11 protein-coding genes are annotated in these 13749 nt (G+C 61.4%); all 11 read right to left on the bottom strand.

Annotated elements, in window-relative coordinates; all coding sequences use genetic code 11:
- Positions 1 to 313: 313 nt before the first annotated feature.
- The 11 genes from fleQ to ACIQYU_RS07370 all read right to left on the bottom strand — a co-directional run bounded on the left by fleQ (position 314) and on the right by ACIQYU_RS07370 (position 13739).
- Positions 314 to 1789: a transcriptional regulator FleQ gene (fleQ, locus tag ACIQYU_RS07420; protein ID WP_063912846.1), complete on the bottom strand. Its 1476-nt coding sequence runs from the start codon at positions 1787 to 1789 to the stop codon at positions 314 to 316.
- A gap of 165 nt (positions 1790 to 1954) precedes the next feature.
- Positions 1955 to 2248, bottom strand: coding sequence for a flagellar protein FliT (locus ACIQYU_RS07415; RefSeq protein WP_207829733.1), 294 nt, complete (start codon positions 2246 to 2248; stop codon positions 1955 to 1957).
- Positions 2249 to 2264: 16 nt separating this feature from the next.
- Entirely contained in the window at positions 2265 to 2666 is a 402-nt protein-coding gene (fliS, locus tag ACIQYU_RS07410) for a flagellar export chaperone FliS (protein ID WP_061304368.1), read from the bottom strand.
- A 127-nt stretch (positions 2667 to 2793) separates the two neighbouring features.
- Positions 2794 to 4182: a flagellar filament capping protein FliD gene (gene fliD / locus ACIQYU_RS07405; RefSeq protein WP_207829731.1), complete on the bottom strand. Its 1389-nt coding sequence runs from the start codon at positions 4180 to 4182 to the stop codon at positions 2794 to 2796.
- Between the two features lie 83 nt (positions 4183 to 4265).
- Positions 4266 to 4619 (bottom strand): flagellar protein FlaG, encoded by a 354-nt coding sequence (locus ACIQYU_RS07400; protein ID WP_207829721.1) that lies wholly within the window; start codon positions 4617 to 4619, stop codon positions 4266 to 4268.
- 76 nt (positions 4620 to 4695) lie between these two features.
- Entirely contained in the window at positions 4696 to 6120 is a 1425-nt protein-coding gene (locus tag ACIQYU_RS07395; protein WP_333957484.1) for a flagellin, read from the bottom strand.
- A gap of 405 nt (positions 6121 to 6525) precedes the next feature.
- Positions 6526 to 7455: a ketoacyl-ACP synthase III gene (locus ACIQYU_RS07390; protein ID WP_025340093.1), complete on the bottom strand. Its 930-nt coding sequence runs from the start codon at positions 7453 to 7455 to the stop codon at positions 6526 to 6528.
- Positions 7456 to 7832: 377 nt separating this feature from the next.
- A complete protein-coding gene (locus tag ACIQYU_RS07385; RefSeq protein WP_207829705.1) occupies positions 7833 to 9395 on the bottom strand; it encodes a flagellar hook-associated protein 3 in 1563 nt (520 codons plus the stop codon).
- Between the two features lie 13 nt (positions 9396 to 9408).
- Positions 9409 to 11451 (bottom strand): flagellar hook-associated protein FlgK, encoded by a 2043-nt coding sequence (flgK, locus tag ACIQYU_RS07380; RefSeq protein WP_207829691.1) that lies wholly within the window; start codon positions 11449 to 11451, stop codon positions 9409 to 9411.
- 12 nt (positions 11452 to 11463) lie between these two features.
- The gene (gene flgJ / locus ACIQYU_RS07375; RefSeq protein ID WP_402798751.1) at positions 11464 to 12618 is read right to left on the bottom strand and encodes a flagellar assembly peptidoglycan hydrolase FlgJ; all 1155 of its coding nucleotides are present in this window, start codon (positions 12616 to 12618) and stop codon (positions 11464 to 11466) included.
- Between the two features lie 11 nt (positions 12619 to 12629).
- Positions 12630 to 13739, bottom strand: a complete 1110-nt coding sequence (locus ACIQYU_RS07370) for a flagellar basal body P-ring protein FlgI (RefSeq protein WP_015271237.1) — start codon at positions 13737 to 13739, stop codon at positions 12630 to 12632.
- Positions 13740 to 13749: the final 10 nt, after the last annotated feature.

Genomic DNA, 13749 nt, shown 5'->3' with positions numbered 1-13749 from the left:
ACTTTCTGCGCTTGTGAGACCGAGCGCCGCCCGCGCGGCGCTTCGCGGGACAAGCCCGCTCCCACATTTGTTGCAACGTGCCAAACCTGTCAGGCCATGGCTGTCAGCCTTGTTGCATTGACGCGATTTCCCGGCTGGCGCTACCGCCGCCTCGCCAGTCTCAAACTCTCCACCAAAGCGGGCAACGCCTCTCCCACAGGAATGGCCACGTTGCAACAAATGTGGGAGCGGGCTTGTCCCGCGAAGCGCCGCGCGGGCGGCGCTCGATCTCACAGGCGCCATCAAGACCAAGCCGAACACCTCGGCCCGGCCGTCAATCCTCCGCCTGTTCCTCGCCACCCTGACGGCTCATGCCGTACTTGCGCATCTTCTCGACCAGGGTGGTACGACGAATGCGCAAACGTTCAGCCGCGCGCGCAACGATACCGTTGGCATCGTCCAGCGCCTGCTGGATCAGGCCCTGCTCCAGGCTACCCAGGTAGTCCTTCAGGTCCAGGCCTTCAGGCGGCAGCATGGCGTGGCCGCTGAAATTCGGCGTATGGCCGTTGATCGCCACACGCTCTTCCAGGTCGCTGCGCAGGCTGTCGACCATCTGCTCGTCTTCGTCATCGACGTAACGGAATTTCTTCGGCAGCTCGGACACGCCAATCACCCCATAGGGGTGCATGATCGCCATACGCTCGACCAGGTTGGCCAGCTCGCGCACGTTGCCCGGCCAGCCATGGCGACACAGCGACATGATCGATGCCGAGTTGAAGCGGATGGAGCCGCGCTTCTCGTGCTCCATGCGCGAGATCAGCTCGTTCATCAGCAGCGGGATGTCTTCCACCCGCTCGCGCAGCGGCGCCATCTCGATGGGGAACACGTTGAGGCGGTAGTACAGGTCTTCGCGGAACGTACCCTCCTCGATCATGGTCTCGAGGTTCTTGTGGGTCGCGGCGATGATGCGCACATCGATGCTCTGGGTCTTGTTGCTACCCACGCGCTCGAAGGTACGCTCCTGCAGCACGCGCAGCAGCTTGACCTGCATCGGCAACGGCATGTCGCCGATTTCGTCGAGGAACAGGGTGCCGCCGTTGGCCAGCTCGAAACGCCCGGCACGGCTGGTGATCGCCCCGGTGAAGGCGCCCTTCTCGTGGCCGAACAGTTCGCTTTCCAGCAGTTCGGCCGGGATCGCGCCGCAGTTGACCGGCACGAATGGCGCTTCGCGGCGCTTGGAATGGTAGTGCAGGTTGCGCGCAACCACTTCCTTGCCGGTGCCGGACTCACCCAGGATCAGCACGCTGGCATCGGTATCGGCCACCTGCTGCATCATCTGCCGCACGTGCTGGATGGCACGACTGGTGCCAACCAGGCTGCGGAACAGGTTGGGTTCGCGCTGGCGCCCACGCTCGCGCGCCTGGTCGTACATCTCGCGATAGACCTGGGCACGGTGCAGCGAATCCAGCAGTTGGCTGTAGCTTGGCGGCATTTCCAAATTGGAAAGCACCCGGCGGCGAAGGTCTTCCGGGAACTCCGCAGAAGAAATTTCACCTAAAAGCAGAACTGGAAGGAACTCATCCCACCCTGCCACTGTCTTAACGAGCCCAAGGAGATTGCCCGGAGCGTTTACAGTGCCAATGAGCACGCACAGCACTTCGCGACTCGAAGACAACGGCTCGACCACTTGCTGCCAGTCCTGGCTGGAGCAAGCGAGGTTTTCTTCGCCGAGAAAGTTCAGCACCACCGCCAGGTCGCGGCGGCGTGCGCTGTCGTCGTCGATCAGCAGAATCTTGGTTTCACGCCACATGCAATAGCAACTTCCCTAGTCATATCGGCGCCCGAAGGCGTGCTCGACATCATTCCGACTGAATGGTCAGTGTTCGGACGTCTGAAATTCGAAAACAGCCACTAGTAAAGTCAAAAAGGCCCGCACAGTCAAATTTATGGCGCCTTTCATTCAGTTGTGCGCATCTTAACTGAAGAGATGGTAAACCTTCGAAGCATTTTTCGCCTGATTGATCTGCATCATCTCTTCGGCAATAGCCTGGCGTTCACCGGTTGTCACATCGATCAGACTACGGTAGACCTGCAGCACCCCTTCCAGCTTCTCGCGCAGCAACGCCTGGTCCATCGCATGGGTTTTCAGCACCTCGTCGATGCACGCACGGCAGGCCACATCCAGCTTGGCAATGGCATCCCAGTCACGCTCACCCAAGGCGCCGATCAGGGCATCGCAGGTGTCATCGAGGCGTTGCAGTGCGTTCACGGTATTCTCCTTGCCGTCAGCTGGCGGGCTGGGCGTCGGCGATCCCGTCCCAACCGCTTTTAACGGTAATCAGCAACTGGGCAACTTCATCGATGATGCCGGCATCGTTGTCGACGTTGGCCTGCATCAGGCGATTGGTCATGTACACATACAGGGCGTCGAGCTTCTCGACATACTCCGGGTTTTCGCTTTTTTCAGGCGACAAACCATCGCGCAGGCCGATGATGATATCGATCGCCTTGCCGAGCATCAGGCCCTTCTCCGCGATGTCGCCGCGCGCCATGGCGCCTTTGGCCTGGGCCATGCGATCGAGGCCGCCTTCCATCAGCATCTGCACCAGGCGATGGGGCGTGGCTTCGGAAATCTGGGCATGGGAATTGACCTTCTGGTACTGACGAAGGGCTCTCATGGGATTCATCTTGCGACCTCGTGACGGGCAGACTTAAAGGGGTGATATTCCCTGTATCGGGCAGGCGGTGCAAAACTTTACCGGCCGATGACATGAAGCCGGGCATCATGCCCGGACTTCATGCAATGTTCACGGATTAATCGTCGCTATTGGCTTTGTTCAGCGCGTTGAGGGTACTCAGCACCGAGTTCTGCTGCTGGCGCAGCTGGGTGACCAGGGTATCCATGTTGTTGTACTTGTCCTGCAAGCTCTTTTGCAGGGCTTCCATACGCGCATCCAGGGTGTCCTGTTCGGTCTTGAGCTTGGTCAGGCTCTCGCTCAGGGTCTTGGAGCGCTCGGCAAGGGTACCGGTGCTGGCCTTGGCAAACGGCTCGGTCACCTTCTGCAAACGCGCCAACAGGCCGTCCTTGCCATTGAAGATACTGGTCAGGTCGGCCGCATTGCTGGTAGCCGCCTTGTCCCACTTCTTGTCGTCCAGGCTCAGCAGGCCGCCGTCCTGGGACGAAGTAACGCCGAACGCGGCAAGGGACTTCAACGTGCCATTGCCGGATACGGCATTGAGCTCTTCACGAATGGACGTCATCAGTGCACGCATCGACGCATCACCCGTCAGCGCTGCTGCGGTCATGGAACCATCGGCGTTCTTGGTGACTTTGGTTTCCGTGTTGAGCACCGTCAGCAAAGCATTGTAGGTATCGATGAAGCCTTTGAGGCCGGACTTCAGCGCGGTGCTGCTGGTACTCAGCGAGAGCACGGTGGGCGTCAGCTCCCCGCTCGTGGCGTTTTTCGGAGACGTGCCGACCAGCTTGATGTTCAGGCCGCTGACCGCATCAGTGATGTCATTGGTCTTGGACTTCATGGCAATGCCATCAAGCGTGTACTCGGCATCGGTGGGGGGATCGATGACGGTGTAACCGGTATCGATGCCGGAATTTCCCGAAAGCGTGATATCGGAACCCACACCCATCTTGGTCGAGGTGATGATCAAACGCGAGCCCGAGGCATCCGTCAGCACGTTGGCACTCAGGCCCGCCACGCCGAACTGGCTGTTGATGCTGTCCCGCACCTGCTGCAGTGTCGCGCCCGGCGGAACGCTGAGGTCGTAATCCTTGCCACTCTGGCTGATCTTCAAGGTGGTCGGAGTGGAGCCGGAATTGACTACCGAGCCGGCGCCGCCGGCATAAACCTTGGTCGACACTTTCGAGGCAGTCGCAAGCTTGCTGACCACCAGCGAGAACGAACCGTTAGCCGCCCCCGTGCCCATGGTCACGGTCGCAACCTTCTCATCCGAGGATTTCAAGCTCAGACCACCGAAGCTATTGCTATCGGTCATGTTGGTCAAAGCGCCGCGGAAGGCATCCAGGGCCGACTGAATCTTGCCGATCGAGGACAACGTGGTGGTTGCCTTCAGCGTTTGGGTATTGATCTGCGCCTGCTTCGGCGCCTTCTGCGCGGCCACCAGGGATTCCACGATCGCCTGGGTATCGATGCCCGAGCCAATACCGCTGACTGTTGTACCTGCCATCATTGCTCTCCTTGTTCAGTAGCTGCCGGATCCTTGGCGAATGAATCCATCAAAAAATCGACAGCAACAAAAATCATGCCAGCCTATACCTGATCATCGAACAGCAGGCTGCCGGCTTCACTCAGGCTCTGGGCGAGCTTCAGTGCCGTTTCCGACGGAAGTTGTCGGATCACTTCTCCCGACTGGGTGGCAATCACCTTGACCACGACCCGACCGGTGGAATCATCAATGGAAAAATCCAGCTGACGCTGGCTCGACTGGACGAAATCCCGGATCTCGTCAACTGCCTTTTCCAGGTCTTCGCGCGAGTGTGGCTGTTTTTTTTCGGGGGCCGCAGCCTCCTGCACCTTGGCAGGCACCAGCGGGTCCCGATCAGCGACAGGCGCCGGGGGCAACGTAGAGGGATACACCTGACCCAGCTTGACACTCATGTCCATGTTTCGAACTCCTCATGTCAAAAAGGGTGAAAGGGCACGTAAACGCACCCTTTCACCCTTTACTCAGGCGCCTGAATTACTGGAGCAGTTTCAGGACCGAGGATGGCAGCTGGTTAGCCTGCGACAGGATTGCAGTCGAAGCCTGTTGCAGAGTCTGCTGCTTGGTCAGCTCGGCAGTTTCCGAAGCGAAGTCCACGTCCTGCACGGTGGAGCGGGCAGCGGTGGAGTTCTTCTGGATGTTCTGCAGGTTGTCGACGGTGGTTTGCAGACGGTTCTGGGTAGCACCCAGGCCCGAACGGACGCTGTCGATCGAACCGATGGCCTTGTCGATAACGGCCAGGGCGTTCTGGGCATTGGTGGCATCGGTAACGTCGGTTTGAGCGATAGTGGTCTTGGCCGACGAAACAGTGGCGCTACCGAACAGGGCGGATACACCGGTACCAGCGTCGCTCAGCGAGTAGCCTTTAGCCGAGTCCAGGGAGATCTGGCCGTTGACTACGATGGCCGCAGCGCCCAGGGCAGCAGGGGTAGCGAAGTTGCCAGAGCCATCTTTGGCACCGATCAGGATATTCGCTTGGGCGTTGGCATCAGCACCGGAGAAGCTCAGGTTCTCGCCGGTGTCCGACTTGACGCTCAGGCTCTTGTTCACTTCATCATAGTTGACGCTGATACCCAGCTTGGCAGCGTTGGATTTCAACTGGTCGGCCAGGCTGGCCAGATCGGTTACACCAACGAAGTCGACAGTACCGCTGCTGCCGACAGCCAGCTTGAAGTTGGAAGGCGTCGCAGCACCAACATCGAGCTTGACTTCAGTGCTTGCACTTGCAGTCAAACCACCAATCGAACCATTCAGATCGGCTGCGATGGTCTTGGCCGAAGCACCTGCGGCGTAAGTAACAGTCTTGGTCTGGCCGTTACCAGTAACAGTCATGCTGCCAGCAGCCAGGCCGGTCGCGCTTGGGGCGATCGCAGTGCTCTTGATCTGCTGAGAACCAATGTTGCTAGCGGCAACGTTGTCCAGCGACAGGTTGATGGTTTCGTTGGCGTTGGCGCCGACCTGGATGGCCTTGGTGCCGTACGAGCCGTCCAGCAGCTTCTGGCCACCGAAGGTGGTGGTGGTGGAAATACGGTTCAGTTCGGCAGTCAGAGCCTGGTATTCGTCGTTGTTCGACTTACGGTCGTCGGCGCTCAGGGAGCCAGTAGCCGAGGACAGGGCCAGGGTACGCATTTTCTGCAGGATGTCGGTCGAAGCCTGCATTGCACCTTCAGCGGTCTGGGCAATGGAGATACCGTCGTTGGCGTTCTTCACTGCCTGGCCCAGGCCGTTGATCTGGCTGGTCAGACGGTTGGCGATCTGCAGGCCGGCGGCGTCGTCTTTAGCGCTGTTGATGCGCAGACCCGAGGACAGACGCTGCATCGAAGTGGTCTGAGCGTTGCTAGCCTTGGTCAGGTTGCCCTGAGTAGTGATCGACGCAATGTTGGTGTTTACAGTTAAAGCCATGACGAAATCCTCGTTGGATGGGTACTGCGGCTTCCGGCCTTGGCAACCGCCGGATTGGCCTAGAGAACCTTCGTAATAGTTATCGTCGGGTGCGCGGGTTGCTTGAGGGCCTTTTTGAAAAAAAAATGCTGGCATGGGGCCAGCCCTGAGAAATCAAGGGGTTAAGGGCGGTTTATTGGCGTCAAAAACCGTTCTAGAGCAGGCTAAATGCCATATCAGTTGCACCCTCCCCTGTGGGAGCGGACGCGCCCGCGAAGAAGGCAACTCGGTGGTTGGCACCGGCTTCGCCGGTGTTCGTGGGCATGCCCGCTCCCACAGAAACCGTGTGACGGCCACGATTTTCTTTCGAGCATTAAAAAAGCGCCGGGCGGTGGCCGCCGGGCGCTTTTTTTGGACTGCTGGGGATCAGTCGCGGTACAGGATGGCCGAGCCCCACGACAGGCCCACGCCAAAGCCGCTGATCGCCACGCGCTTCCAGCTGCCGTCGAGCATGTGCTTCTGCAGCAGCAGCGGCACGCTGGAGGAAACGGTATTGCCGGTTTCCAGCATGTCTTTCACGAACTTCTCCGGGTGGTCCTCTTCGAAACGCCGGGCCACGGCATCGACAATCGCCGCACTGCCCTGGTGGATGCAGAAGGCGTCGATATCCGACGACTTCAGGCCACTGGCATCCAGCAGTTCGTGCAGGTGCGCCGGCACCTTGACCAGGGCAAAGTTGAACACCTGGCGGCCGTTCATGAAGAACTTGCCATCACTGACCTTGAGGTGCTCGGCGCCGGAACCGTCGGTGCCGAAGCGCGCCTGGCCCAGGTTCCATACCGCGTTTTCACCCATCCAGGTGGCCGTGGCCGCATCACCGAACAACATGGTGGTGTTGCGGTCTTCCGGGTCGACGATCTTCGAATACGGGTCGGCGGTGATCAGCAGGCCGTTCTTCAGCCCTGCCGCTTCCATGAAGCCCTTGATGGCGTACAAGCCGTACACGTAGCCGGAGCAGCCCAGCGACACGTCGAACGCCGCCACACGGGTGGACAGGCCGAGTTTGCTCTGGACGATGGCGGCGGTGTGCGGCAGGCCTTCTTCGTCACCGTTCTGGGTGACCACGATCAGCGCATCGATCGATTGCGGGTCGAGGTCGGGGTTGCTGGCGAACAGCGCCTGGGCGGCTTCCACGCACAGGTCGGAGGTTTCCTGTTCAGCGGCCTTGCGCGGCAGGAACGACGCGCCGATCTTGCCGAACATGAACTCTTCGTCCTTGCCGAACTTCGCACCCTGGACATAGTTGTCCAGGCCAGCGGTGGGCACGTAACTCGCAATGCTTTTGATGCCAATCATTCTGGCTTCCCAATGAAAACAGCCAAAGACCACCACTCGATGAATTGAGGGCGCCAAATACCGGAACGTCACCGCTGGGGGTTGAAGGCAGTGCTCGCCTGCGCACCGGTAACAAAATGCTGCAACAGCTGCTGCATAGAATACAGGGAAGATGACCGTTTTGACTCATTGGTCACATTGAAATGCTACGAAAGCCGTGGCGAGGGTGTGCGGACTGGGCGTTTCGCAGGCAGGAAAAAGGCGGGGCCGCTTTGCGCCCCTTCGCGGGCACGCCCGCTCCCACAGGTTTGGCATGAGCTTGAGGCCCATGCAGTTCCTGTGGGAGCGGGCGCGCCCGCGAAGGGCTGCAAAGCAGCCCCATCTTTTTAAACCACCGATCAGAGCTTGTTGAACAGGCTCAGCTGAGAAATGCGCGAGAAGGCCAGTTGCGAGGCTTCGAGCATGGCCTGCTGCAAGGTCAGGGTGATGGCCGCCTGGGACATGTCGGTGTTGCCGATGGCGTTCTGGGTAGTCTTGTTGGCCAGGCCCAGGCTGGTGTTCTCCTGGCGCTGGATCTCCAGCGAGTTGCCACGGGCACCGATCGAACCGCGAGTGATGTCAATTTGCTCACGAGCGCTGGCCAGGTTAGCGATTGCCGAAGCCACCGAATCCTTCAACGCATTGGCCTGGCCAATACCGGTCACCGGCGTGTCCAGCGCCGCGCGCAGCTGACTGAGGGTTTCCAGCACGTTCTGGTTCTGGTGGGTGTTGGCCGTGACCGCAAACTGGTCACCCGCCTGCGGCGAACCGGAGACCTGGTAGGTCACACCGGCCACCGTCAACGCCGGCGCAGTGAAGGTGCCCGTGGCTACCGGCTTGCTATCGGCTGTCATCGGCTGGGCGTAGAACTCGTAGCTGCCCGGCCCGGTGAACTTGATCACCGCACCATTGCTGGGGAAGGTGCTGCGATAGGCGGCCTGGTCGGTTACGGTGCTGCTGGTGACCTGGGCGCTGGAAGTGTTGCCTGCGCTGCGGGTGGTGTTGAACGAATCCGGACGCGCCGCCAGGGAAAATTCACGCCCCGCCACGGCGGCATCGGCATCGGCGCCCTCCTCCAGGGTGACGGTGATTTCGAACTCCACGCCACGCAAGGCAATGCGGTTGGCACCTTCGGTCTTGCTGTCGAAGGTACCGTTGGTGGCGGTTTCAGCAGTGACGTCGTTGCCATTGGCGTCGGTAATCACGTACTGGGTCGCACTGGTGAAGGTCAGCTTGTACGGCTGGCCCGCAGTGAAGCTGTTGTTGTAGCTGCTGCTCGAGGTCATCAGGCCTGGCGATACCCCGACCACGCCATCGTCGGTGGCCGGCACCAGCAGGGTCGACTGGGTGCGGCTCTTGTTGCTGGCCGAGTCGAAGATGGTGAAGCCGGTGTCGTTGGTCGCCAGGTTCAGGGTGTCGGACACCTGCAGGCTCAACTGGGTCTGGTCACCGTGGTAGCTGTAGGTGCCGTCGGAGTTGCGCACATAGGGCGGCGAGGTGCTCTTGGAGCCGCCGAACATGTAGTCGCCATTGGCATCGCGCGAGTTGAGCAGGCCGAAAATGTTTGCCTCGATCTCTTTCAGCTCGGTGCTGATGGCCACGCGGTCGGAATCGGTAACCCCGGCACCACCGGCGCGGATTGCCAGCTCACTGGCACGCTGCATGGCATCGTTGATGGTGGAGAGCACGCTCTCCTCCTGCAGCAGGGCATTGCTCACCGTATTGATGTTGCTGCTGTACTGGTCCAGCAGCGACTGCTGCTGTTGCAGCAGCAACAGGCGCGCAGCGCCGACCGGGTCATCGGCCGCAGTCTGGATGCGGATACCCGACGTCACCTGATCGTTGGTCTTGTTCATGCTGGAGAAGTTCTTGGAGTAGCTGCTGGCGCTGGACTCATAGAACTGAGCGGTGGAAATACGCACGAGAGTCTACTCCTTACAAGGCATTGATCAGGGTGCTGAAGGTTTCTTGCGCCGCCTTGATGATCTGCGACGACGCTGTGTAGTAATGCTGGAACTTCACCAGGCTGGCCGCCTCGTCATCCAGGTTCACCCCGGACACCGCGCTGCGGCTTTCGCTGGCGGACTTGAGCACCGCCTGGGTCGCCGTGGTGTCGATGGTGGCCTGGTTGGCCTTGGCCCCCACGCGCTCGACCAGCGAGGCATAGGCCGAGGTGAAGCTGGTGCCGCCGCCAGAGCCGGTGTTCACCGTCGACTTGGTCTGCAGGCCCAGCAGCGCCGTGGCATTGCGGTTGTCGGCCTTGCCGTCGGCATTGAACGACAGGGTGAAGCTGTCGTTGGCCGCCGGGCTGCCACCGATGGTGGTCTCGACCGCGAAGGTGCGCGGGTTGCCACTGCCGTCGAGAATCGGGTTGCCAGCAGCATCGAGCATCGGCACAGCCACCGACAGTTTGTTGTCGGTACCTGGCACCACGCTGCCGGTGCCTATCTGGGTACCTTTGGCATCGTACAGCTTGTAGCCCTGGGAGCCGCCACTGGCGGCGTCGAACACCACACGCACCGGCATCGAGTCGCGAATCGCCTGCTGCACCAGCGCGGTATCGGCACCGCCATAGATGTCCAGCGATTCGCCCAGCGTCGGCTGGGTGATGGTGCCGGTGCCGCTATTGCCACTGCCCGCCGTGGCACTGATCGGCCCGGCGAAAGCCAGCTTGTTGGCATCGGTGAGGGTGGTGGTGATGCTGCCGGCTGCCGCACGGGTGGGGATCACCTTGAAGCTGTCCCCTGCCGCCAGGCCACCGCCATTGAGCGACAGGCTGAAGCCGTCGATCACCGGCGCCGGGTCGGCGCTGAGGTCGAAGGTGCCCATGTCGGTGCCGTCGGAACGGCGCACGCTGTACTGGTTGGCGCTGGTGAACTTCACCTCGTAGTCGTAGGTGGTCAGCTTGCCACTGTCAGCAATGGTCACATCGAGGTTGCCAGAGCCGGAGCTGTTGTTCGACGAGGCCAGGCTGCGCTGGGCAATGGCGGTGGCACTGTTGATGCTGGAGAACAGCGAGCTGCCGAACTGCCCGTTGGCATCCAGGCCCTGGCCCAACTGGCTGTTGATGCTGTCGGCCACCACCAGGGCGACACGGCCGAGCTCGTTCATCGACGGCGTCAGCACATCCTGGCGATAGCGCAACAGGCCGCCGATGGTGCCACCGGTAATCACCGAGGTCACGTCGGAGCTGAACGACTCGTAGTTGATGCGCAGGCTGGCCTGGCTCTTGTCGGCAGCACCCGGCTGCACCGACAGGGTATTGGCCTTGTTGCCGGTGACCAGCGACTGGCCACTGCCCAGGTATACGTCGTAGTTGCCGTCACGCTCCTGCACCGTCACACCCACCAGCTCGTTGAGCTGACGCACGGCTTCGCTGCGCGCATCCAGCAGGCTGTTGGGGGTATTGCCGGTGCCACTGGCCGCGGCGATCTGCTTGTTGTACTCGGCGATGCTGCCGGTGAGCTTGTTGACTTGTCCCGCCAGCGTATCGAGCTGGGAGTTGATCACATCGTTCTGCTGGCTCAGCTGGGTGGACACCGCATTGAAGCGGTTGCTCAAGGTCTGCGCCTGGGTCAGCAGCAACTGCCGCGAGGCGACGTCACCGGGCTTGGCCGCTGCGGTCTGCAGGGCCGAGAAGAATGCGGTAAGGACCGAGCTGATACCGGTGTCACGGTCGGCCAGCAGCTTGTCGACGGTGGTGATCTGGTCCTGGAAGGCGACCGAGTCGGCCTGCAGCGAGGTGGCGGTCTGCAGCTGGTTGTCCAGGTAGGCACTGTAGATGCGGCGCACGTCCGACAGCGTGGTGCCGGTACCCAGGAAGCCCGCGCCGATGTTGTGCGAAGGGCCCGCTGCCTGAATCGTCTGCTGGCGCGAATAGCCACTGGTTGCGGCGTTGGCGATGTTGTTACTGGTTACCGACAATGCCGCCTGGCTGGCACTCAGGCCACTCAGGCCGATAGAAATCAGGCTCGACATGATTTAGTCCTTTTATAGATTCGTGGTTCTGCCAGCCATGGCGTATTGCGGGGTTGCTTGCATTTGCCGGGCGATGCTGATGATTTTCTTCGCATAGCCCGGGTCGGTCGCATAACCTGCCTTTTGCAGCTCTCTTGCAAACTGCTCAGGGTTATCGGCCGAATCCAGTGCATCTTGATAGCGGGAATTGCTCTGCAACAGGCTTACCAGGTCGTGGAAGCTGTCCTGGTACGAGTCGTAGCTGCGGAACGCCGCCGTTTCCTTGACGAACTGGCCGTCACGGAACTCGCTGGTGATCGCCCGCGCCTGCTCGCCCTGCCAGTTACCGGTGGCCTTGATGCCGAACAGGTTGTGGCTGCTGCTGCCATCGGTGTTGCGCATTACCGATTTGCCCCAACCGGTTTCCAGGGCGGCCTGGGCCACCAGGTAGCGCGGGTCGATACCAATGCGTTTGGCGGCCTGTTCGGCCATCGGCAGCATGGTGGCGACGAATTCGTCACTGTCGGCGAAAGCCTTGTTCGGTGCCAGTGGCGGCTGGGCCACGGCGCGGCCGAGGATGCGCAGGCCGTTGTCCGGCACGGCGAAGGCCTGGGCTACCTGCTGGCCGTCACGGGCCGATACGGCAGCGCTGTTGGTGGTGGCCGCCGACGGCACGATGCCGGCCAGCAAGCGGTCAGTGAGTTTGCTCGGCAACGCCAGGCGCCGCGAGTTGAGCGCGGCAACGTCGTTGCGGGTAGCTGCCGAATCATTGGCATGCACCGGCTGCGCCACCTTGTTGCCCCACAACGCCGGGCCACCGCCCTCGGCGCGCGGGAACGGGCTGGTATTGATGGATGTGCTGCGGCCCTTGGTCAGCTGGCGCACCAGCACGTCCTGCAGGCCGATACCGCCACCTTCGCGGGACATGCTCACAGCCAGCTGCTGGTCGTACATGTCGCGGTACTGCTTCACCGTTTCGGTGTTCATCGGATTGTCGTCGGCCAGCACGTCGCTGGCCTTGCGCGAGGCCTTGAGCATTTCGCTGATGAACAGCGATTCGAACTCCTGGGCCACCTTGCGCACGTTGGCTTCGCTGTCGCGATCACCCACCTTCAGCGAGCTGAGGCGGTTGAGGTCGGTGTAGGCGCCGCTGTCGACGCTACCGGAAACCAGGCTTTTGCTGTTCATCCGCGCCGTCCTCAGATCACGATCAGGTCGGCCTGCAAGGCGCCGGCCTGTTTCAGGGCTTCGAGGATGGCCATCAGGTCGCTGGGCGCTGCGCCCACCTGGTTCACCGCGCGGACGATCTCATCCAGCGTGGTGCCCGGGCCGAACTTGAACATCGGTTTGGCTTCCTGCTCGGCGTTGACCCGCGAGCGCGGCACCACGGCAGTCTGGCCGTTGGAGAACGGCCCCGGCTGGCTGACGATCGGGTCTTCGGTAATGGTCACGGTCAGGCTGCCGTGGGTCACCGCGGCCGGCGACACCTTGACGTTCTGGCCGATGACGATGGTGCCGGTACGCGAGTTGATGATGACCTTGGCCACTGCCTGGCCCGGGTCGATCTCGAGGTTCTCGAGAATCGACAGGTAGTCCACGCGCTGGCTCGGGTCCATCGGCGCAGTGACCCGCACCGAACCGCCGTCCACGGCCTGGGCCACGCCTGGGCCGAGCAGGTCGTTGACCTTGTCGACGATGCGTTTGGCGGTGGTGAAGTCGGGGCGGTTGAGGTTCAGGGTCAGGCTGTTGCCCTGGTTGAAGCCGCTCGGCACTGCACGCTCGACGGTAGCACCGCCAGGAATACGACCAGCCGACGGAACGTTGACGGTGATTTTCGAACCATCGCGGCCCTCGGCATCGAAGCCGCCCACCACCAGGTTGCCCTGGGCCACGGCATAGACGTTGCCGTCGATACCTTTGAGCGGGGTCATCAGCAGGCTGCCGCCGCGCAGGCTCTTGGAGTTACCGATCGAGGACACGGTAATGTCCACCACCTGGCCTGGCTTGGCGAACGCCGGCAGGTCGGCATGCACCGACACGGCCGCGACGTTTTTCAGCTGCACGTTGCCGGAGCCGGCCGGCACCTTGATGCCGAACTGCGACAACATGTTGTTGAAGGTCTGCAGGGTGAACGGCGTCTGGGTGGTCTGGTCACCCGTACCATTGAGCCCCACCACCAGGCCGTAACCGATCAGCTGGTTGGAGCGCACGCCAGAAATGCTGGCAATGTCCTTCAGGCGCTCGGCCTGGGCGCCAAAGGCACAGGACAGAAGCAGGGTTGCGGCAATCAGCTGCCTCACGTTGAACATGGTCATCCGT

The sequence above is a fragment of the Pseudomonas sp. NPDC096925 genome (genome assembly GCF_044762545.1).
Classification (GTDB): domain Bacteria; phylum Pseudomonadota; class Gammaproteobacteria; order Pseudomonadales; family Pseudomonadaceae; genus Aquipseudomonas.
The sequence above is the reverse complement of the archived record's forward strand: the minus strand, read 5'-3'. Positions and strand labels throughout refer to the sequence as shown.

Bases quoted from the DNA above. Each gene is read 5' to 3' on its own strand.
- fleQ (WP_063912846.1), bottom strand. From the start codon at position 1,789: ATGTGGCGTGAAACCAAGATTCTGCTGATCGACGACGACAGCGCACGC.
- fliS (WP_061304368.1), bottom strand. From the start codon at position 2,666: ATGAATCCCATGAGAGCCCTTCGTCAGTACCAGAAGGTCAATTCCCAT.
- fliD (WP_207829731.1), bottom strand. From the start codon at position 4,182: ATGGCAGGTACAACAGTCAGCGGTATTGGCTCGGGCATCGATACCCAG.
- ACIQYU_RS07400 (WP_207829721.1), bottom strand. From the start codon at position 4,619: ATGGACATGAGTGTCAAGCTGGGTCAGGTGTATCCCTCTACGTTGCCC.
- ACIQYU_RS07395 (WP_333957484.1), bottom strand. From the start codon at position 6,120: ATGGCTTTAACTGTAAACACCAACATTGCGTCGATCACTACTCAGGGC.
- ACIQYU_RS07390 (WP_025340093.1), bottom strand. From the start codon at position 7,455: ATGATTGGCATCAAAAGCATTGCGAGTTACGTGCCCACCGCTGGCCTG.
- flgK (WP_207829691.1), bottom strand. From the start codon at position 11,451: ATGTCGAGCCTGATTTCTATCGGCCTGAGTGGCCTGAGTGCCAGCCAG.
- flgJ (WP_402798751.1), bottom strand. From the start codon at position 12,618: ATGAACAGCAAAAGCCTGGTTTCCGGTAGCGTCGACAGCGGCGCCTAC.
- ACIQYU_RS07370 (WP_015271237.1), bottom strand. From the start codon at position 13,739: ATGTTCAACGTGAGGCAGCTGATTGCCGCAACCCTGCTTCTGTCCTGT.